Origin of the sequence: Methylobacterium sp. 092160098-2, assembly GCF_028920805.1 — a bacterium.
Classification (GTDB): Bacteria; Pseudomonadota; Alphaproteobacteria; order Rhizobiales; family Beijerinckiaceae; genus Methylobacterium; species Methylobacterium fujisawaense.
The window spans coordinates 2851346-2869626 of sequence record NZ_JAQPZJ010000001.1 but is presented as its reverse complement, the minus strand read 5'-3'; the positions used below and the strand labels follow the sequence as shown (position 1 = coordinate 2869626).

Below are 18281 nucleotides of genomic sequence, written 5' to 3'. Positions count from 1 at the left end.
ATCTTCGAGCCGGCCGCCGGGCGGCCGACATTGGGGTCTCAATGCAGCGAATCGCGGTCCTTCAGCCGGGACGCCTTGGTCACGACCGGCTTCTTCGGACCGGTCCGCGCCGGCTTCTGGAGCTTGGCCGCGGGGCTGGCCTTCCGGGGCCCCTTCGGCTGGAAGGGGCTGCGCGCCGGCGGAGCCGCGCGCTCCTCGGCGGGCTCCGCGTCGTCCGTCTCCTCGGCCTCGTCCGCGGGGGGCGGTCCGCCGCGGCGGAGCGATTCGCGGATCAAGTCGTCGGTGAGGACGAGATGGGCCTCGGCGAGGTCCTTGAGCGGCAGGTCGATGCGGCTCGGCAGCCCTTCCTTCACGTCGGGCAGGTCGATCGGGACCGTCTGCCTGTCCAGATCCGGCGCGCCGAGGATGCCGCGGAAGCGCTTGCGCCCGTCGAGCGGCGGGCTCAGCTCGACCTTGGCCTCGTAGCCGACCCAGCGGGCGAAGTCCGAGATCCGCACCAGCGGCCGGTCGATCCCCGGCGAGGACACTTCCAGGTTGTAGGCGCCGCCCACCGGATCGTCGACGTCGAGGATCGGCGAGATCGCGCGGCTCACCGCCTCGCAATCGTCGATGGTGAAGGAGCCGTCCGGCCGCTCCGCCATGATCTGCACGGTGCAGCCGTTGATGTTGGACATCTTCACCCGGACCAGCCGGAAGCCGAGGCCCTGGAGCGGCCCCTCGATCGCCTGCGCGACGCGCGCGGCGACACCGGCCTCGCGGACAAGGCGCTTTTCGGACAGATCCGCTTCGATCTCGGACGACATGGGTTTGAGCGCGCAACCTTCGCGGCGTTCTGCGTGGCCCGCCCGCGGCGTGCGGCCTTGTGCGGCGAGAGGCTCTGCGGCGAAAAAAAAGAGCGGACCCGGTGGGGCCCACTCCCGAACCGCAGCCTCTCGACTGCCATCAGAACTGTTGAGAGCTAGATAGCGACCCTCAGCCGGGAGCGCAAGACGGATCAGGCGCACGACGCAGCCCTGTTCGTCCCGATCTCGGCCTCATCCTGAGGTGCCGGAGCGTCGCGGCGGCCTCGAAGGCGGTCTCCAGGGATCGCGCGCTGTCCGGAGGGCTCCTTCGAGGCGCATGCACCTCAGGATGAGGGGGTGGGGGATCGGCTGCCTTTCAGCCGCCCCGCGGCACCCGCCCCTCCAGCGGATAGGCGGGATCGTTGTAGCCCGGCGTGGTCGGATGGCCCGCGGCCACGAACCCGTCCACCAGCGCCTCGTCCTCCGGGGTGAAGGCGTAGTCGAGGGCGCCGAGATATTCCTGCCACTGCGCCTCGGTGCGCGGCCCGGCGATGACGCCGGTGACGAGGCGGTTGTTCAGCACCCAGGCGGTGGCGAACTGGCCGGCCGTGATGCCCCGCGCCTCGGCATGCGCCTTCAGGGTCCGGGCGATGCGCAGGGATTCCGGGCGCCACTCGGTCTGCATCATCCGGGTGTCCTGGCGGCCGGCGCGGGATTCGGCCGGCGGCGGGGCATCCGGGTCGTACTTGCCGGTGAGCACGCCGCGGGCGAGCGGCGAGTACGGCACGACGCCGAGCCCGTAATGGGCGCAGGCCGGCAGGTGCTCGGTCTCGGGCATGCGGTTGAAGGCGTTGTAGTAGGGCTGGCTCACCACCGGCCGGTCGATCCCCAGCTCGTCGCAGAGCCGGCAGATCTCGGCGACCCGCCAGGAGCGGTGGTTCGAGACGCCGAAATGGCGGATCTTGCCCGCCCGCACGAGGTCGGCCATCGCCCGCACCGTCTCGGTGAGCGGCGTATCGTGGTCTTCCTTGTGCAGGTAGTAGATGTCGATGACATCGGTGCCGAGGCGGCGCAGGCTGTCCTCGGCGGCCTTCATCACGTGGACCCGCGACAGGCCGCGGTCGTTGACGCCCTCGCCCGTCGGGTTGGCGACCTTGGTGGCCAGGATCCAGGCGGCGCGGTCGCCCTTGATCGCCCGGCCGGTGATCTCCTCCGAGCGGCCCTCCGTGTAGACGTTGGCCGTGTCGATGAAGTTGATCCCCGCCTCCCGGGCGCTGCCGACGATGCGGCCGGCGGTGGCCTCGTCGGTGGGGCCGCCGAACATCATCGTGCCGAGGCAGATCGGCGAGACCTTGAGGCCGGAGCGGCCGAGTTTGCGGTACTGCATGGGATCCATCCGGTGTCCGTCGCCCCGCTATCTCGCCGCGGCGCGGCCGAGGTCAACCGTGCCGGGCGACAGGCCCGCGTAACCTGCGCCCGGCCGCGGCGAACCGACCCGTGCCGGCACCGGAGCCCGGGGGCGGCCGTTCTCGCCGTGGCGCATGTCGCTGGCGGGTCGCCGCCGTCCCTCACCGAAAAAGAGCCTGTCCGAGACCCATGATCGACCGCTCGGCCGTTCTCCCCGCCATCCCCCGCCCCTGGCTCGACCGGGCCGGCCGCCTCTCCTGGCTGAAGCTCGCGGTCTTCCTGGCCTGCATCGCCCCGGCCCTGTACCTCGCGGCCGCCTACCGGCTCGACGCGCTGGGCGCGAAGCCGATCACCGCGCTGATCCACGCCACCGGCGAATGGGCGGTGCGCTTCCTGCTGTTTTCCCTGGCGATCTCGCCGCTCCGCCGCATCGCCGACTGGGCGAAGGTCATCGCGGTGCGGCGGATGCTCGGCATCACCGTGATGGCCTACGCGGTGGCCCATCTCACCCTCTACGCCGTCGACCAGAACCTGATCCTCACCAAGGTCGTCTCGGAGATCGCCCTGCGGCTCTACCTGACGATCGGCTTCGTGGCGCTGATCGGCCTGATCGCCCTCGGCCTGACCTCCACGGATGCGGCGATCCGGAACCTCGGCCCGAACTGGAACCGGCTGCACCGCCTCGTCTACACGATCGCCGTCCTGGCCCTCGTCCATTACTTCCTGCAGTCCAAGATCGACGTCACCGATCCGGTCTTCTCGGCCGGCCTGTTCCTGCTGCTGATGGGCTGGCGGGTGATGCGGCGGTTCAAATGGCCGGAGCGGCCCTGGTCGCTCCTGCTGCTCGCGATCCTCGCCGGCCTCGCCACCGCGGGTCTCGAAGCCGCCTGGTACGGGCTCGCCAGCGGCGTCCCGGCCAGCCTCGTGCTCGCCGCCAACCTGGACTTCTCCGGGCCGATCCGGCCGGCCTGGTGGGTGCTGGCGGTCGGCCTGTCGCTGCCGCTCCTGGCGCTGGTGCGCGGTCCGAAGGCGCGCGCTGCCGGCCCGGCGCCGACCAGGCGGCCGGCCGCCACGCTCCGCCGGGATCCGGTCCGGGAGCCCTTGTCGCCGCGGGCCTGATGCCGCAGAACCCGCTCCCGGTCCTCCGCCGCCGGCGGCCCCGGGCCCAGCGGAGCTTTCAAGACGCCATGCGCGGCACGCTTCTCCTGATCGCGGGCTTGCTCGCGCCGACGGTCGCCCTCGCGACACCGCCCGCACCCGCGAAGCCGGCCGCCAAGGCGGCTCCCGCCGCGCCGCCCCCGGCGGCCGCGGCACAGGCCGTCGCAGCCTGCACGGCGCCCGAGCCGCCGCCGGCCTCGGCCCGCCCGACCAAGCCGGCGCTGCCGCAGAAGCCCGCCTGCCTCGACGCCAAGGAGGGCTGCCCGGGCTGGGAGGGCTACAGCTACAACGACGCGATCAAGGCCTATAACCTGCAGGCGCAGGCCTTCCGGCCGATCGCCGAGGCCTACCTGCAGAAGCTCAACGCCTACGTGAAGGCAAGCGCGGACTACGCCCAGTGCGAAGTCAACGCGATGCAGAAATAGCCGGCTGAACGGCAACCGACAGCACCACACGGGGAGGGTTCAGGCGCATTGGCGCTAGCTCCGGTGATGATGGCCGCGATCCCCGCGCGCCCGATCACGCCGAGGCCCCCGTGCCCGCTCGTCGTTCCCTCGTCCGCACAGCTTTCTGCGCCCTGCTCCTCGCCACGGGCCCGGCGCTGGCCGCCGATTTCGACGGTCCCTACGCGCCTCCTCATGGCTATGGCGATCCCGCTCAGGAGGAGGAGCCGGAGCGCCGACCGCCGCCGCCGCCACGTCCCGAGGCCGCGTTCCGCGGCCCACGCTTCACGGCGGCGCCCCCCGAAGCGTGCCGGGAATTCGTGCGGCGTCGGTTCGATCCGGATGGCGCGCCGGTTTTGCGCCGGGTGCGGGTCTGCGACGAGCCGGTCGTCGACCGCGGGCCGCCCCCGCCGCCTCCGCCGCCCGAGGACATTCCGCCCCGTCGCTGGGGCGGACCGCGCTGGTAGCGTCGCGCCGGCTCAGATGCGGGCCGGCGCCTTCTTGAGGGCGGCCGCGAAGGCCTTGAGCTGGCGGTTCAGATCCGCCAGCTCGTTCAGCGCGATGGTCTTATGGCCGTCGCGGACCGCGCGCTCGATATCCTCGACCTGCAGGTCGACGAGGCGGCGGATGGCGGTGGCGACTTGTTGTCGGGTCATCGATTCGAGCGTCTCGTCCGAGCGTCCTGGCGGGCCTCAACGGACGGCCGATACGCGGCCGTCGACACGTTCCGGTGATAGGCCGGTAGGCTTAACCGTTGGTGTCCGCACCCCGTCGGTTCACAGGGGATCCGGCCCTAGCGGCGCTCGCGCATCTCGGCGCGGCGCATCGGCATCGCGTCGATCGTGGCGAACAGCGCCTGCGGGGCGATCGGCTCCTCGGCGGTGAGCTTGGCGCCGCCGTCCTTGCCGATCAGAACAGCGCGGAAGCTGTCCGCGGGCAGGCCGAGCCGGGTGCGCAGGGCCTGCGCCTGCGCCCCGGACCCGACCGCTTCCAGCACCACGAGGTCGCGGTCGGCGAGACCGGTGCGGGCCGAACCCAGGGCCGCCCGCTGCGCCCGGAGATCCGCGTCCCCGGCCGCGGGCGCCGACAGGACCAGCACCCGCGCGCGGTCCCGATAGGCGTCCAGGGGACCGGCCAGGGCGGCCCCCGTCGCCATCGCCGCCAGCCCGAATCCCAGTGCCGTTCCCCGCATGCCGCCGCTCCGCGCTCCCGAGACGGGACAACGCGCGAGCCGTCCGGGAGATCACAGCCGCGCCTTTGCCTCCACGGTCCGGCGCCCCAGATCGGAGGCGACAGGCAATAACCGGGAGTTCGCCATGACCACCGCCATGAACCGACGCATCGTCCTGGCCTCGCGCCCGCACGGTGAGCCGCGGCCCGAGAACTTCCGCCTGGAGGAGGTGCCGGTGCCGCAGCCCGGACCCGGCCAGGTCCTCCTGCGCACCCGCTGGCTGTCCCTGGATCCCTATATGCGCGGCCGGATGAGCGACGCGAAATCCTACGCGGCGCCCGTCGAGATCGGCGCGCCGATCACCGCCGAGACGGTGGGCGAGGTGGTCGCCTCGAACCACCCGGACTATGCCGTGGGCGAGATGCTGACCGCCTTCGCGGGCTGGCAGGACTATTTCGTCACCGACGGCAAGGGCTCGCGCAAGGTCGATCCCGCCGCCGCCCCGCCCTCGACGGCGCTGGGCGTGCTCGGGATGCCGGGCATGACCGCCTATACCGGCCTCCTCAACATCGGCCGGCCGAAATTCGGCGAGACCGTCGTGGTGGCCGCCGCCGCCGGCCCGGTGGGCTCCCTGGTCGGGCAGATCGCCAAGATCCACGGCGCCCGCGCCGTCGGGATCGCGGGCGGCCCCGAGAAGTGCCGCTACCTCACGGAGGAACTCGGCTTCGACGCCGCCGTCGATCATCGCGGACCCGACCTGCCCGGCGCGCTGGCCGCCGCCTGTCCGAAAGGCATCGACGTCTACTTCGAGAATGTCGGCGGCGCGGTCTTCGCCGCCGTGATGCCCTTGCTCAACCCCTTCGCGCGGATCCCGGTCTGCGGCCTCGTCTCGGCCTACAACGCCACCGAGGTGCCCCCCGGCCCGGACCGCCTGCCCGGCCTGATGCGTGCGGTCCTGACCAACCGGCTGCACATCCAGGGCTTCATCGTCTGGGACTTCGCCGAGCAGGCCGAGACGTTCCGCAAGGAGGTCGCCGGCTGGATCCAGGACGGACGCGTCCGCTATCGCGAGGACGTGGTCGAAGGCCTGGAGAACGCCCCGGAGGCGTTCATGGGCCTGTTGAAGGGCCGGAATTTCGGCAAGCTCGTCGTCCGCGTGTCCTGAAGGCTTCTTGCCGCCGATCTGGAACGGATATAGAACAAACAGACCCGGCGGCGCTGCGGAAAGCGGGCACAAGCCCGCCCCGCAGGTTGCCGCTCCGGAGGCCCGGGCGCATGGTTCGCACGCCGCCGGGCAAGTGCCCAGTGAGATCCGTACGACTAGGAGAGAGCGATGGCGGGCAGCGTCAACAAGGTGATTCTGGTGGGCAATCTCGGGCGCGATCCCGAGATGCGCCGCCTCGGGTCGGGCGACCCGGTCTGCAACCTGCGGCTCGCGACGTCGGAGTCGTGGAAGGACAAGGCGACCGGCGAGCGCAAGGAGAAGACCGAGTGGCACTCGGTCGTCATCTACAACGACAACCTCGCCCGGGTGGCCGAGCAGTACCTGCGCAAGGGCTCGAAGGTCTATATCGAGGGCCAGCTTCAGACCCGGAAGTGGACCGACAATTCCGGCGTCGAGAAGTACACGACCGAGGTGGTGCTCCAGCGCTTCCGCGGCGAGATGACGATCCTCGACGGGCGCGGCGGCGGCGGCGACTTCGCCGGCGAGGAAGAGGGCGGCGGCCAGATCAGCCGCGGCGGGGATTTCGGGGGCGGCCGGGGCGGTGACCGCGGCGGCGATTTCGGGGGCGGCCGCGCCCAGGGCGGCGAGCGGCGTCCGGCTCCGGCCTCCTCGGGCGGTGGCGGCAACGGCGGCGGCGGCGGCGGCGGAAGCCGCGGCGGCTACGACCTCGACGACGACATCCCGTTCTGAACCCTAGTCAGTTTTCGATCGTCCACTGGTACCAAAATCGTCAACAAAGCCAGCAGCTTACTGCTGGCTTTGTTTTTTCATGACACCGCTAATTTTCCATCGTGAACCCCAGCTCCCAATCGGACGTCCACAAAAGTGAGATTCACATCCTTGTTCAGGGTGTTAGGCTAGATACCAGCCCGCCAATCGTCCACTGACGGACGCGGGCTCTTCCAGAACAGCTCCAGAAAGCGGCCGCGGCCCAAACCCGCGTCACCGCAAGATCGTCCACTGATCGTAGTAAGCGGCTGATACGACGACGAAAATCGCCTCGGAAGGTCAATTTCCATCATCCGTCGTTCTGGCGATCCCGCTCGAATCCGCCACGCCTACGTTTCGTCCACTATTTCGCAATAAACCATATAAGTCAGTATCTTAGATCGAAATACGCTCGGCGCCCCGTCCACTATCCGCAGGACTTGTGTCCTTAACCCTTGAGATCCAGTCTGGCGGGCGATCTCGGGAACCGCCGGCGTGACAAGACCCTATCCCGCTCCAGGCCCATGGCGCCTGAAGAGCCACGACATGCTCCCTGGCGAACGGACCGTCACGGTCGTGGACCGGAACGGGATGCCCGTGTGGTGGCCCAACATCTTCCACGCAAACGAACTGCGGGATGCAGGCCACAGCTATTCCCACCAGAAGCGGACGATGTCGGCCGTGGTCACGGCCTTCAACTGGACCTTCGAACGGGGCATCGACCTCGAAGCCCGCATTGCGGGCTTCGAGTATCTTTCCGACGGAGACGCCAAGAGCCTGCAGCGCGTCCTGCGGCGCAACCAGGACGTCGCCGCCGACGATGGCGGTTCAGTCATGGTCGGGCCCGGCTACTGGGATGCCCGTTGCCGCGCCGTCGTGCGGTATGTCCGATGGCGCGCCGGCGCCGCGATGCACAAGCTCGTACGCACTGAGGCGGAAGGCCCTCCCGCATACCTCTACACCATGGCCGAACGACAGCTGGAGAAGTTCGCCGACGGGATGCTGTCGGGCATCCCGAAGCCGGACGAGGTCGAAACGCTCGGCCTCGACGAACGCCAGCTGGCCATCCTGCGAGACGCCATCGAACCTGGGAGCGCGACCAACCCCTTCGAGAAGAAGCACCAGTTCCGCAACTTCGCGCTGATCCTCACCCTCTACGAACTCGGAACCCGCAAGGGTGAAGCGCTCGGTCTGATGAAGCAGGATCTATCACTGCACGGGCCCGAGCCGACGATCGACATCCACAGGCGCCAGAACAATCCCGACGATCCTCGCGCAAGGCCGCCCGCAGCCAAGACGAGGGCGCGGCGTCTCCCAATCTCGCTCGCGCTCGCGCATGTGCTGGACGTCTGGCTGACGGAGCACAACAACGACGACGAGCGCTATCCGGGAGCGAAGCGGCACGGATACGTCTTTGTATCCGAACTCGGACGCCCCATCGCCGAGAGCACTGTCGAGGCGATCTTCGTCACCCTTCGCACAAAGGTCGAAGGCCTGCCGCCCTGGACCACCGCGCACAGGCTTCGGCACAGCTTCAACGACCGCCTGTCCGAGGCGATCGACGACCAGCCGGACCACGTGCTCCGCGAAGGCGTCGAGCAGCGGATGCGCAACTTCCTCAACGGCTGGAGCAAGACCTCGGAGCAGGGCGAGCACTACCGGCAGCGCTTCATCAAGGAAAAGGCCGGCTCGCTTCTGCTGCGCCTCCAGAAGCTCAGCGCGGAAGGAAACTCCCGGTCATGAATGTGCCCTTCCAGGGACCTCCCGGGATCGATCACCCCATCCTGGTCCCGCATCTCCGCGAAGCCGTGTTCGACTCATACCACGAGAGGGTGCAGCTGGACGGCCCGGTCTGGCACTTGAACGATCCCGGCCACAACTTCCGGCTCGACTGGACCGCGCTCGAATTCACCCACCGCGGAATGGTGGAAGCCACCGCCGACTACCTCGTCGACCTGATCACCTCGAGTTCGGCGAGCCACGTCCAGAACGCCTTCCAGGCGCTCAAGAGGCTCAAGACCCTCGGCGCGTTCCGACGCTGGTCGCATCCGACGATCCGCTTGGGAAACCGTCCCGACCTGCTGCAGACCTTCTTCTACGAGGCCCGCGAAGCCGCCAAACTGTCGGTCGGCGAGCTCCACCACCTCCAACATTGGTTCCGCTTCCTGTCGAAGCGCGAAGGGTCTGGGGTCAACCCGACCAGCGCCTCCATCGTCAACGCAATCACGGTCGGCGGCAACCCGAAGGGAGTCGCCGTCCTCACCCGGGATCCCACGGGTGGCCCGCTCGACGATGCCGAGACCACGGCGCTGCTGCAGGCGCTGCGTGCCTCCCAGGAGACCAATTCGGTTCCGATCGACCGTCTCGCCCTGGTCTGGCTCTGCGTCATCCTCGGGCCGAACCCCCGCATGATCTCGTTGATGCGCGACGAGGACTTTGAGGACGAGAACGGCCATGCCCAGATCGCCGTGCCGCGCATCAAAGGCAAGGACAGGCTCGTCCGAACCAAGTTCAAGATCCGAAAGCTCGATGCCCATTCCGCCGGCATCATGAAGCGCCTCGTCGCCACCAACAGAGCTGCGAGGCAGGCCGTGCCGTGGGAGGACGAAGCCTTCGGACACGCCCTGTTCCACCGCACTACGCCTGACCCCGCCAAGGTCGGTCGTCCGCGGCACGCCTATGCGATGCACCGGACACCCAAGGAGATCGGACGGCTCATCACGCAGACCGTCCTGGCCCTGAAGGTCGTTTCGCCGCGGACGGGCAAGGTCCTCAGGGCCGGCCCGCGCCGGTTCCGCTACACCTTCGCGACCCGGCTGCTGCGCGAAGGTGCATCGAAGAGGGTCGTCGCCGAACTCCTCGATCACAGGGACGAGCAGACGGTCCGAGCATACGTGAACCTGCGCGGAGACGTCGTCGAGAAGCTCGATGCCGCCACGGCCCGCGAGCTCGCGCCTATGGCGCAGGCCTTCCTCGGCACCCTGGTCGGATCGGAGGCGGAGGCCTTGCGGGGCGGCACGCGCGCGAGCCGCATCTTCGGTTCCAGTACCGCGCCCGAAAGCGGCGTCGGCACCTGCGGCAGCTTCGCCTTCTGCGGCCTCGCCGCGCCGACCGCCTGCTACACCTGCGTGCGCTTCCAACCGTGGCTGGATGGTCCGCACGAACGCATTCTCGACACGCTCCTGAAGGGCCGCGAAGAGCGGCGCGCCCGTCGCCTCGACGGCCGCATGATCACCATGCTCGACAACACCATTCTCGCCGTAGCGGACGTCGTCATGCGCTGCGAGGAGGTGAAACGGGCCCGCTCCGAACGGAAGGACGACGCGGCATGATCCGTCCCGGTCGCCGTCATCGCACCTCGCGCGTCCGGAGCAGCGTCATGGCCACGCTCGGAGCCACGCCCAGGCAGAACCTCGAGATCTTCATCGAGTCCGGACGCCTTGCGCCGGCCTTCGGCGACAGCCCGTTCGACGACCGCATCTGGATCGTGCCCACCCGTTCGAACAAGCCGGGCGGGACCGGCAAGGGCGAACTCGCCTTCACGGTCCGATCGACCAGCGAGGATCCCGACGGGCCCGCGATGGCCAAGGACTTCGGAGATTTCCTCAAGGCGGTGGTGCGCCTCGACGACGTGAGGAAGCCGTCGCAGATCAACCGGTATCGCCGCATGGTCGCGGTCGCCCGGATGCTATACGGCGCCTCGAAGGACGTCGGCCACGACCCCTGCCGCCTCACGGGCGCGACGTTCAAGCGAGCATTGAGGTTCGCGGAATCGATCGGTGCTGGAACTTCCAGTCCCTACGAAGCCGGCACCGTCCTCGCGAAAATCGCCAAGATCCTGAACGACGCCGGCATCACGATGTCGCCGATCCAGTTCACGAACACGGCGAAGCGGCCGCTCGACCGGCATCACGTCATGGTCGAAGGCAGCGACGAAGACCAGGAGGACTCCCGCATGCCGGATGAGGGCGCGCTGGACGCACTCGCCCGCGCCTCACAGCTGGTGTCGTCGCCGCCTGACATCCTGCGCATGCGCATCGTCGAACTCCTGCCCTGCGCACCTTGGCGGATCAACGACATCCTCAGGCTGCCCTACGACTGCGAGGTCGAGGAACCCGTCACCCGCAACGGCAAACCCATCCTCGACGCCGACGGCCGCCCCGTCGTGCGCTACGGCATCGGGTACCGCGGCTCCAAGGGTTTCTTGGCCGACATCAAGTGGATCCCGACCGCCATGGTCGACGTCGCCCGCCGTGCCATCAGGCAGATCAAGGAACTCACCGCCGAAGCACGCGCGATCGCGGCATTCATGGAGGAAAACCCCGGGCGGGCCTGGTTGACGGATCGCTGGCGGCTCTCTTCGCCCGACCGGATCCTGACGGGGGAGGAGATGCGCGAGGCCGTCGGCATCCAGGGCTTCCAGAACATCGTCGTGTTCGTCCGCTCCTACCGCATCCCGCGTACCCCATGCTCGACGCAGAAGAAGTGGCGCTACCGGCTCGGAGACATCGAGAAGGCTCTGCTCGACGCCATCCGCCCGATCGGCGGCGACCACGTCATGAAGCGGTCGGAATACCTCATGATCGCCACACGCAACTTCTTCGGATCGCGCCGGGGCCTCGTTCCCGCCATCGTCGACAACGTTTCGTACGACGTCGTCAAGGACTTCCTGCAGAGCAGGCCCGGCTCGATGTCGGTGTTCGAGCGGTTCGATCTGAAGGATGCGAACGGCGAGTTCTTCGTCCTCAAGACCCATCAGGTCCGGCACTTCCTGAACACCATCGCCGCCGAAGGCGGACTCGGAGAGGTCGACCTCGCACGCTGGTCGGGCCGCGAGGACGTGCGGTCGAACCAAGCCTACGATCACGAGCCCGGATACCAGCTCGCGCGGAAGGCCCGGAAGCTGCTCGAGCAGGGCAAGATGAAAGGGCCGATCGCTGCGACGTGGTCGCGCAAGCCGCCCGTCGAACGGAAGAACTTCTCGCTGGTGCAACTTGCGACGGTCCATACGACCGACATCGGATTGTGCCTCCACGACTGGGGCACCGCACCCTGCCCGCATCACGGCGCCTGCGCCGATTGTCTCGATTGCGCGGTCGTCAAAGGGGATCCCGTACATCGCGCCCGCATCGAGCTGCTGCTGGCGGACGTCGACCTCGCGCTCGCGCGATCGCTGGAGGAAGTCGAGGACGGGACCTACGGCGCTTCGAACTACGTCGAGCATCACCGCCGCATGGCCGTCGGGTATCGTCGCATGCTGGCGGCCCACGATGATCCCGACATCGAAGATGGTACGATCGTACAGATGCGGCCCGACGTCCTGCGTCAGGGGCCGCTCGATGGGATCGGGCTCGCCACCTGAACGTCCCGGCCGCTCCTCACCGGAATGTTGAAGCCGCTGGACGGATGGCACCGCCGGGATTGCGAATCGCTCTTACCACAAATAATATCACTCCGGATTTTATCTGGGTGATGGGATGGGCGGTTCGGATCTCTTCGACGAGGATGAAGAGGAAGCTCTCGAAAAGCTCGAGCGACTCTGGATCGCCTTCGAGGAGGCCTCGGACACGGCCGCGCGCTACGCCGGCAGCATCGGCTGGAAGACGAATGGCGGCGTCGAGTACCTCACGCACACTGTGAACCTGCGGTACGAGGGCAACCGTCAGCGTACCCGCTCACTGGGCCCCAGGTCCCCGGATACCGAGCGCCGCAAGGCAGCCTTCGAAGCCGGACGCGAGCAGGCCAAGGTGGAGCTCGATCGCATCCAGGGACGCCTCGATATCCATGCGAAGGTTCTGAAAGCCCTCCGGATCGGACGTGTCCAGGCCGTGACGGCACGTTTCCTTCGCGAACTTCGGAGCGAGGGGTTCGGAGCCGCCCACTTCACGATCGGAGGCAATGCCGCCCTGGCGGCGTACGAGGTCCGGGCCCGCAGGCGGATGCCGTTCTCCGCCGGCGTTTCCCAGGACCTGGACCTGATGCCGACCGAACTATTCGTGGGGGACCGCGGCCTCTTCGATGCGATCGCTGCCCGCAAGATCTTCGGCCCGGTCGAGGAGCGACGCGACAGCCTCGTGTTCGGTCGCGGCATCGTCCTTCGGCTGCTGTCCGGCGACGTCATCGAGGCATGGAGGCGCAGGATGCTCCGCGCCGATGCCCCGGACGAGGAGATCGATGCTCTGAACTGGGCCTTCGAAGGGCCGGAAGCGATCCCGCTTCTCGCCGTCGGCCTGGACGGAACGCCGACGCCGCTTCCGGCGCTGGATCCGAGGGCTTTCGCGATCCTCTCGTCTCTCGAAGGCCGCTATCTCGTCGATCCGTCGCGTGCCGAGCGCCTTCCGGCACTCGCGGCGGCCTGCGCGGCCGTTGCGAGCACCATAGTAGCCGAACCGTTCGAGCGCGGACATCTCGCGCTCTTCCCAGAGATCGCCGACGCCATCGACGAAGGAGGCGGCCATGCCGACGACCGGATCGTGATGCGTCTGTAGCGGACGCGGACAACCCATCTCCGAAGCCTTCGTTCGAAGGAGCGACGCCGTGCAGACGCAGGAGGCGAAGGAACGGTCGTGTCCGCATGCACCGTTTCGAAAGAAGGAATGGCGGAAGCTGATCCCCTATCCCGGGAGCACGCCTCACATGCGTCGGACATTGGCGGGCACCTCGATCAAGAAGGTGCAGCCTCGACAACGTCTGGCGCTCGGCCCCAAAATCCGTGAATGGTTCGTTGCGGAGATCTCGGCATGGCCGAGCGATGCGAAGCAGCCGCTGACCTGGGATGCGGTCATCGCGAAGGGGCTCGTCATCCATCGATGGAAGTGGAGTAGGAGCGGCCTGTGCCGCTTTCCCGAGATCTCCGAAGCCTTCGCGAAGAGGACGGACGAGATCCGCGCCGGCCGAAGGAAGATCCCCCGTACGGGCCCGCGTGCCGACGAGGCGAAGTCCCGTGCCCGCCTCTTGGCGATGATCGACAATCTGCGCGAGGAGAACGAAGAGCTGACCCGCCGTATCCGCACTTGGCAGAGGAACGCCCGCGCTCTGAACATCACCGAGGCGCAGCTCGACGAGGGGTGGGACGAAGTCGATCGGGGGCAGACGGACCTGGATCTGCGGAAGGAGAAGGGGTTGTCGCTTCCGCAGCACGCTCGGCGCAAGGCGAAGAGGAAATGACCGGCGTCTCCGGGCGCGAGATCGGCGAGCGCAACGTCGCCACGCTTCGCGCCTATCTGGACCGCCTGCAAGCCGCCGGCGAGCTGCTGCCGGAGAGGAGCGGGAAGCCGAACCTGTCGGCCATCGCTATCGCCTGCGGCTTCGACCGGCAGACGCTCTACAAGAACCCGACCGCCAAGGCACTCCTCGATGAGGCTGTCAGGCGGCTGGGAACGGCGCCGCCGGCGGACGATGCATCCGACGAGCTTGACGCGAAGCCGAAAGCCGACCGCCGCGATCGACGCATCCTGCAGCTCGAGCAGCACAACGCAGCCCTGAGAGCCGAGGTGCGCGGTCTGCGGGAGCAGCTCGCCCGATACAGGCACGTCGAGGAGGCTATGATCACGGGGCGCGGAGTTCGGGGCGTATGACGGCGGCGACGACCGCTCCCCTGAACACGTCGCGCGAAAATGTAGTCCGATGACGGAGCCTCGGCGATAGGGTAGGATATGATCCTCTCCGAACCTTCGGATGTCCGAGACATGGCCGGAACCGTTCAGCTGGAAATCAACGCCGACGTCTACGAAGCCGCGCGCCGCGTCGCGAAGCTGGACAATGTAGACGTGTCGACGCTCGTCGAAGACCTCGTTCGCCGCCACTCCGAATACGTAGCGACCCTCGGCGATCTCGATCCGGCGATGCCGGCATTCGATCTCGACCACTACGAGATGCAGCGCGATCCGGATGAAACCGACGCCGATTACGAGACTCGGCTGAGCCTCTTCCGTTGACCGGACCCATACCGTTTCGATCAGGTGACTTCGTCTGGACGCGGTTTCCCTTCGAGAACGAACCGGATGAGCCCGGCTTGGTTCGACACGCGGCCTGCGTCATCGCTGCCTTCACGCAGCAGCAGGCCGGTGCGGCGACCTCTGCGGATGTCCCAGCCCGTGGATTGGTCGTGGGCGTCTACACATCCTCGAAGGTTGGAAAATTCGGCGACGCATTGCCGATCGGCGTGATCCAGGTCGGACGGGAACAGGCATCCCGTCTCGGCGGTCAGGTCGCATTCTTCATCGACGTCCGTAAGCGCGCCTTTCTGCCCTACACTCGTAAATTCTTCCCCGACATCGACGAACCCGGCTGCGGCCTCATCGCCCCCGCAAGCCGGGCCCTGTTCGACGAGGTGAAGAGGCAATACCTCCTGGTGAACCAGCGTCACCAGGACCTCATCGTCAACGTAGGCCCGTTGAGACCGCCGGGTACCTGACGGCGCCGCCGCTCCGCGCGAAGTCGTCCTCCTGGTGGTGCAAATCCGACACTTGGCATCCGCCGCCAAGAGCCGCTACCGACCCAACCCAGCCGCCGGGACCGCCGTTTGCGTTTCTCCAAAGCGGTCGTTCGTTGGCCACGCCGCAAGTTCGGCTCGGGGTGGAGAGCGGCCTTTGGCTCTTCGGCCTAAAGCGGACGTTCCGCAACCGACCCTTCTACCGTCGTCCTCGGGTTGCCGCTGCAATCCCGAACGCGGACACCGACGACGGGGGATAGTTCTGCTTGGCGTGTCGGCATCGCTCTCGCTGAAGGAAAGGCAAGGCACCTCGTCGTCGCTTGCGTCTTGAAGGCCGATACCGAAGCTCGGTTCCCTGGCGCAGTGTTCGACGAACCTCTGCGATGCCGGCGCACCCTTCCCTTCTAATTGGAAAAATCCGCATCGCCCTAAATACGATCTTGACTGACTGGTCGCTCTTTTATAGCATCTCGCTATGGCAAGACCGAAAAGCAACTCGAAGCGCAACGAGATCATGGAGGCGGCGATCCGGATCGTTGCCGAGCAGGGACTGCGCGCGTCGACAGCGTCGATCGCAAAGGCCGCGGGCGTCTCCAACGGAGCCTTGTTCATCTATTTTGAGACCAAGGCCGACTTGCTGAACGAGCTCTACGTTGAGCTGAAGTTGCGGATGGCCGCCGCGACCACTGACGGCATCCCGGAGGATGTCGAGTCTCGCGAGCAGTTGCGGCATGTCTGGTATGGAATGCTGAGCTGGGCGCGGGAGAAACCGCTGGAGCGCTTGGCGCTGGCGCAGCTCGGCGTTTCGAACGATCTGACGCCTGCCACGCGCGACATCGCGAGCCGACCTTACGCCCGGGTCGTCGCGCTCCTCGATCGCTGCCGCGCCGACGGGGCGATGCGGGACGCCTCCCCGATGTTTGTTGCCTCGCTGGTGATGGCCATCACGGAGGCCACCATCGACGGCGTCGCGGCTGACCCGGCCGCCGCCGAACGCCATTCGGCGATCGGGTTCGACGCTCTATGGCGTTCGATCAGCTGAACCGAGAACAAGGATCGGAGACTTCATGTGCAGCGCCGAAATCCAACCCGGCTCGCGTCGAGAGGTGGCCGTCGTCACCGGAGCGTCGAGCGGCATCGGCGCGGCGACAGCGCGCGAGCTCGCTGAGCGGGGCTATCATGTCCTGGCGGGCGTCCGCCGAGAGGTGGACGGCGACGCACTGCGCACTGCGAACATCGAGCCTATCATTCTCGACATCACGCACGAGGCCGGGATCGCCGCGCTCTCGCAGCGCATCAGGAACGATCCCGAGTGTCGACGGCTCGGCGTGCTGGTCAACAATGCAGGCGTGGGGATCAATGCTCCTGTGGAGACCTACGCGCTGCCGGACTGGCGCCGCCTGTTCGAGGTCAACCTGTTCGGCCATGTCGCGGTCATCCAGGCCCTGCTTCCCGCCTTGATCGAAAGCGGCGGGACGATCGTCAACGTATCGTCGGTGGGTGGCCGGGTGGCGATGGCGGCCTACGGTCCCTACGCATGCACCAAGTTCGCGCTGGAAGCGCTCAGCGACTCACTGCGCCGCGAAGTCGGTCCGCTCGGGGTGAGGGTCGTCGTGATCGAGCCGGGGGCTGTCAGGACAGAGATGCTCGGACAGGTCGGCGCCCGGGCCGAGAGGGTCATCGACGCCATGACCGCCGTGCAGCGGGGGCGCTACGCGGCGCTGTTGCGGGCGGTGGTGGCGCAGGCCGAAGCCTCGGAAGTAGGCGGGGCCTCGCCCGAGGATGCAGGTCGCACCATCGCGGATGCGATCACCAACGCGGGCCCCCGAACCCGGTACACCGTCGGCCGCTGGAGCGGGGTCTTCGTCGGCTTGACCCGCCTTCTGTCGGACCGGGTACTCGACCGGCTCCTCGCCGCGGGCCTGAAGCCGCACCTCACCAAATCGGCGCACGCCATTAGGGGGGCTGAGCGGCACGAGCGTCAGGCATGACCACGATCCTTATCGCCGGTGCTACCGGTCTCGTCGGTGGCCTTGCGCTGGGATTAGCGCTCGCTGACAGCCGGATCGACCACGTGGTCGCCCTGACCCGCCGCCCGGTCGAACCCCATACCAAGCTGCGAAACGTTGTCATCGACTTTTCGGACCTCCCCGCCGATGCCGAATGGTGGAACGTGGACGGCGTCATCAGCGCCCTGGGCACAACGCGCGCCCGCACCCCATCGCCGGACCAGTATCTGGCGATCGACCTGAACTATCCGCTCGCCATCGCGCGCCTTACGCGCAGCCAAGGCGCGACCCGGTTTGCGCTGGTCTCGTCGCTTGGCGCCGATCCCCACTCGCGCTTCGCCTATACGCGCAGGAAGGGCGAACTAGAGAGCGAGCTCGCGGCGCTGGCTTTCCCGTCGTTGACAATCGTGCGTCCGAGCGCCCTCGACGGGCAGCGCGAAAGCGCGCGGCTCGACGAGCGATTGGCCGTCGCAATCCTGAAGTCCCTCGCACCCGTCTTGCCGTCTCCCTGGAGGCCGAGCTCGGCGACCGCGATGGCCGAGCTCCTGGTCGAAGGTGCCGTTGCGGCTCGGCCGGGCATCGCCGTCAAGACGAACGCCGACGTGGGATCGTGCTCGACCTGACGATCTCGCGAAGGCATTTGGTATTAGCTGTTTGAGCCCGGACCCGCTCGAAAGCGGGCGGTCAGGAAACCACCCAACTCGGCCGCTGGCCTCCGCCCCCAACAGCCTGGGAGCGGACCTTCCCAGGGCCCGCAATGGGTCGTGAGCGGGCACGGGACCGATGTCCGCTTCCATCGATTACCTCCCGAAAGCGGACCGGCGGAAAACCACCCGTTGCGGACGCCGCGACCGGGTATCAAGCATCAGATCTGGTCCACTAGATTGCCGGCCCCTCGGAGCATGCCGCGGCCGGATCAATTCTGCGCCGAGGTCGACATCGGT

At 67.7% G+C, this 18281-nt stretch carries 20 protein-coding genes; 16 read left to right on the top strand and 4 right to left on the bottom strand.

Annotated features, from left to right (window positions below; translation table 11 throughout):
- Window positions 1–38: 38 nt before the first annotated feature.
- Both rimP and PQI07_RS13555 read right to left on the bottom strand, forming a co-directional pair.
- Entirely contained in the window at window positions 39–803 is a 765-nt protein-coding gene (gene rimP / locus PQI07_RS13560; protein ID WP_043385087.1) for a ribosome maturation factor RimP, read from the bottom strand.
- 355 nt (window positions 804–1158) lie between these two features.
- Complete coding sequence (locus PQI07_RS13555; protein ID WP_274926789.1) at window positions 1159–2169, bottom strand: aldo/keto reductase; 1011 nt, start codon at window positions 2167–2169, stop codon at window positions 1159–1161.
- A 209-nt stretch (window positions 2170–2378) separates the two neighbouring features.
- On the opposite strand from PQI07_RS13555, the gene msrQ reads away from it, so the two are divergent.
- The 3 genes from msrQ to PQI07_RS13540 all read left to right on the top strand — a co-directional run bounded on the left by msrQ (window position 2379) and on the right by PQI07_RS13540 (window position 4257).
- The gene (msrQ, locus tag PQI07_RS13550; protein WP_274926788.1) at window positions 2379–3308 is read left to right on the top strand and encodes a protein-methionine-sulfoxide reductase heme-binding subunit MsrQ; all 930 of its coding nucleotides are present in this window, start codon (window positions 2379–2381) and stop codon (window positions 3306–3308) included.
- A 68-nt stretch (window positions 3309–3376) separates the two neighbouring features.
- On the top strand, window positions 3377–3772 hold the full coding sequence (locus PQI07_RS13545) for a hypothetical protein (protein ID WP_043385158.1): 396 nt from the start codon (window positions 3377–3379) through the stop codon (window positions 3770–3772).
- 110 nt (window positions 3773–3882) lie between these two features.
- The gene (locus PQI07_RS13540) at window positions 3883–4257 is read left to right on the top strand and encodes a hypothetical protein (protein WP_139231556.1); all 375 of its coding nucleotides are present in this window, start codon (window positions 3883–3885) and stop codon (window positions 4255–4257) included.
- Between the two features lie 12 nt (window positions 4258–4269).
- Here PQI07_RS13540 and PQI07_RS13535 read toward each other — a convergent pair whose 3' ends face one another.
- Window positions 4270–4446, bottom strand: coding sequence for a hypothetical protein (locus PQI07_RS13535; protein WP_164706367.1), 177 nt, complete (start codon window positions 4444–4446; stop codon window positions 4270–4272).
- A gap of 137 nt (window positions 4447–4583) precedes the next feature.
- Window positions 4584–4982 carry a DUF4174 domain-containing protein gene (locus PQI07_RS13530; RefSeq protein WP_274926787.1) on the bottom strand — a complete coding sequence of 133 codons (399 nt, stop codon included), beginning with the start codon at window positions 4980–4982 and terminating at the stop codon, window positions 4584–4586.
- 124 nt (window positions 4983–5106) lie between these two features.
- Here PQI07_RS13530 and PQI07_RS13525 point away from each other — a divergent pair, with 124 nt between their 5' ends.
- From PQI07_RS13525 to PQI07_RS13465, 13 genes are all read left to right on the top strand, one after another.
- Complete coding sequence (locus tag PQI07_RS13525) at window positions 5107–6126, top strand: NADPH-dependent curcumin/dihydrocurcumin reductase (RefSeq protein WP_043354662.1); 1020 nt, start codon at window positions 5107–5109, stop codon at window positions 6124–6126.
- A gap of 168 nt (window positions 6127–6294) precedes the next feature.
- Window positions 6295–6876 (top strand): single-stranded DNA-binding protein, encoded by a 582-nt coding sequence (gene ssb / locus PQI07_RS13520; protein WP_274926786.1) that lies wholly within the window; start codon window positions 6295–6297, stop codon window positions 6874–6876.
- A gap of 564 nt (window positions 6877–7440) precedes the next feature.
- On the top strand, window positions 7441–8637 hold the full coding sequence (locus PQI07_RS13515) for a tyrosine-type recombinase/integrase (RefSeq protein ID WP_274926785.1): 1197 nt from the start codon (window positions 7441–7443) through the stop codon (window positions 8635–8637).
- Window positions 8634–10226 carry a tyrosine-type recombinase/integrase gene (locus PQI07_RS13510; protein ID WP_274926784.1) on the top strand — a complete coding sequence of 531 codons (1593 nt, stop codon included), beginning with the start codon at window positions 8634–8636 and terminating at the stop codon, window positions 10224–10226. The genes PQI07_RS13515 and PQI07_RS13510 overlap by 4 nt, the downstream gene beginning before the upstream one ends.
- Before the next feature lie 47 nt (window positions 10227–10273).
- The gene (locus PQI07_RS13505; protein ID WP_274926783.1) at window positions 10274–12256 is read left to right on the top strand and encodes a hypothetical protein; all 1983 of its coding nucleotides are present in this window, start codon (window positions 10274–10276) and stop codon (window positions 12254–12256) included.
- Between the two features lie 115 nt (window positions 12257–12371).
- Entirely contained in the window at window positions 12372–13382 is a 1011-nt protein-coding gene (locus tag PQI07_RS13500; RefSeq protein WP_274926782.1) for a GSU2403 family nucleotidyltransferase fold protein, read from the top strand.
- A 49-nt stretch (window positions 13383–13431) separates the two neighbouring features.
- The gene (locus PQI07_RS13495; protein ID WP_274926781.1) at window positions 13432–14061 is read left to right on the top strand and encodes a hypothetical protein; all 630 of its coding nucleotides are present in this window, start codon (window positions 13432–13434) and stop codon (window positions 14059–14061) included.
- Entirely contained in the window at window positions 14058–14471 is a 414-nt protein-coding gene (locus PQI07_RS13490) for a hypothetical protein (protein WP_043759040.1), read from the top strand. The genes PQI07_RS13495 and PQI07_RS13490 overlap by 4 nt, the downstream gene beginning before the upstream one ends.
- Window positions 14472–14582: 111 nt before the next feature.
- Complete coding sequence (locus PQI07_RS13485; protein ID WP_274926780.1) at window positions 14583–14831, top strand: hypothetical protein; 249 nt, start codon at window positions 14583–14585, stop codon at window positions 14829–14831.
- A 77-nt stretch (window positions 14832–14908) separates the two neighbouring features.
- Window positions 14909–15310 (top strand): hypothetical protein, encoded by a 402-nt coding sequence (locus PQI07_RS13480; protein WP_274926779.1) that lies wholly within the window; start codon window positions 14909–14911, stop codon window positions 15308–15310.
- Window positions 15311–15803: 493 nt separating this feature from the next.
- Complete coding sequence (locus PQI07_RS13475) at window positions 15804–16370, top strand: TetR/AcrR family transcriptional regulator (protein WP_274926778.1); 567 nt, start codon at window positions 15804–15806, stop codon at window positions 16368–16370.
- A 25-nt stretch (window positions 16371–16395) separates the two neighbouring features.
- On the top strand, window positions 16396–17319 hold the full coding sequence (locus tag PQI07_RS13470; protein ID WP_274926777.1) for an SDR family oxidoreductase: 924 nt from the start codon (window positions 16396–16398) through the stop codon (window positions 17317–17319).
- Entirely contained in the window at window positions 17316–17960 is a 645-nt protein-coding gene (locus tag PQI07_RS13465; RefSeq protein ID WP_274926776.1) for an NAD(P)H-binding protein, read from the top strand. Before PQI07_RS13470 ends, PQI07_RS13465 begins: the two co-directional genes overlap by 4 nt.
- Window positions 17961–18281 lie beyond the last annotated feature (321 nt).

Coding starts and splice junctions, on each gene's coding strand:
- rimP (WP_043385087.1), bottom strand. CDS start 803: ATGTCGTCCGAGATCGAAGCGGATCTGTCCGAAAAGCGCCTTGTCCGC.
- PQI07_RS13555 (WP_274926789.1), bottom strand. CDS start 2,169: ATGCAGTACCGCAAACTCGGCCGCTCCGGCCTCAAGGTCTCGCCGATC.
- msrQ (WP_274926788.1), top strand. CDS start 2,379: ATGATCGACCGCTCGGCCGTTCTCCCCGCCATCCCCCGCCCCTGGCTC.
- PQI07_RS13545 (WP_043385158.1), top strand. CDS start 3,377: ATGCGCGGCACGCTTCTCCTGATCGCGGGCTTGCTCGCGCCGACGGTC.
- PQI07_RS13535 (WP_164706367.1), bottom strand. CDS start 4,446: ATGACCCGACAACAAGTCGCCACCGCCATCCGCCGCCTCGTCGACCTG.
- PQI07_RS13530 (WP_274926787.1), bottom strand. CDS start 4,982: ATGCGGGGAACGGCACTGGGATTCGGGCTGGCGGCGATGGCGACGGGG.
- PQI07_RS13525 (WP_043354662.1), top strand. CDS start 5,107: ATGACCACCGCCATGAACCGACGCATCGTCCTGGCCTCGCGCCCGCAC.
- ssb (WP_274926786.1), top strand. CDS start 6,295: ATGGCGGGCAGCGTCAACAAGGTGATTCTGGTGGGCAATCTCGGGCGC.
- PQI07_RS13515 (WP_274926785.1), top strand. CDS start 7,441: ATGCTCCCTGGCGAACGGACCGTCACGGTCGTGGACCGGAACGGGATG.
- PQI07_RS13510 (WP_274926784.1), top strand. CDS start 8,634: ATGAATGTGCCCTTCCAGGGACCTCCCGGGATCGATCACCCCATCCTG.
- PQI07_RS13505 (WP_274926783.1), top strand. CDS start 10,274: ATGGCCACGCTCGGAGCCACGCCCAGGCAGAACCTCGAGATCTTCATC.
- PQI07_RS13500 (WP_274926782.1), top strand. CDS start 12,372: ATGGGCGGTTCGGATCTCTTCGACGAGGATGAAGAGGAAGCTCTCGAA.
- PQI07_RS13490 (WP_043759040.1), top strand. CDS start 14,058: ATGACCGGCGTCTCCGGGCGCGAGATCGGCGAGCGCAACGTCGCCACG.
- PQI07_RS13485 (WP_274926780.1), top strand. CDS start 14,583: ATGGCCGGAACCGTTCAGCTGGAAATCAACGCCGACGTCTACGAAGCC.
- PQI07_RS13475 (WP_274926778.1), top strand. CDS start 15,804: ATGGCAAGACCGAAAAGCAACTCGAAGCGCAACGAGATCATGGAGGCG.
- PQI07_RS13470 (WP_274926777.1), top strand. CDS start 16,396: ATGTGCAGCGCCGAAATCCAACCCGGCTCGCGTCGAGAGGTGGCCGTC.
- PQI07_RS13465 (WP_274926776.1), top strand. CDS start 17,316: ATGACCACGATCCTTATCGCCGGTGCTACCGGTCTCGTCGGTGGCCTT.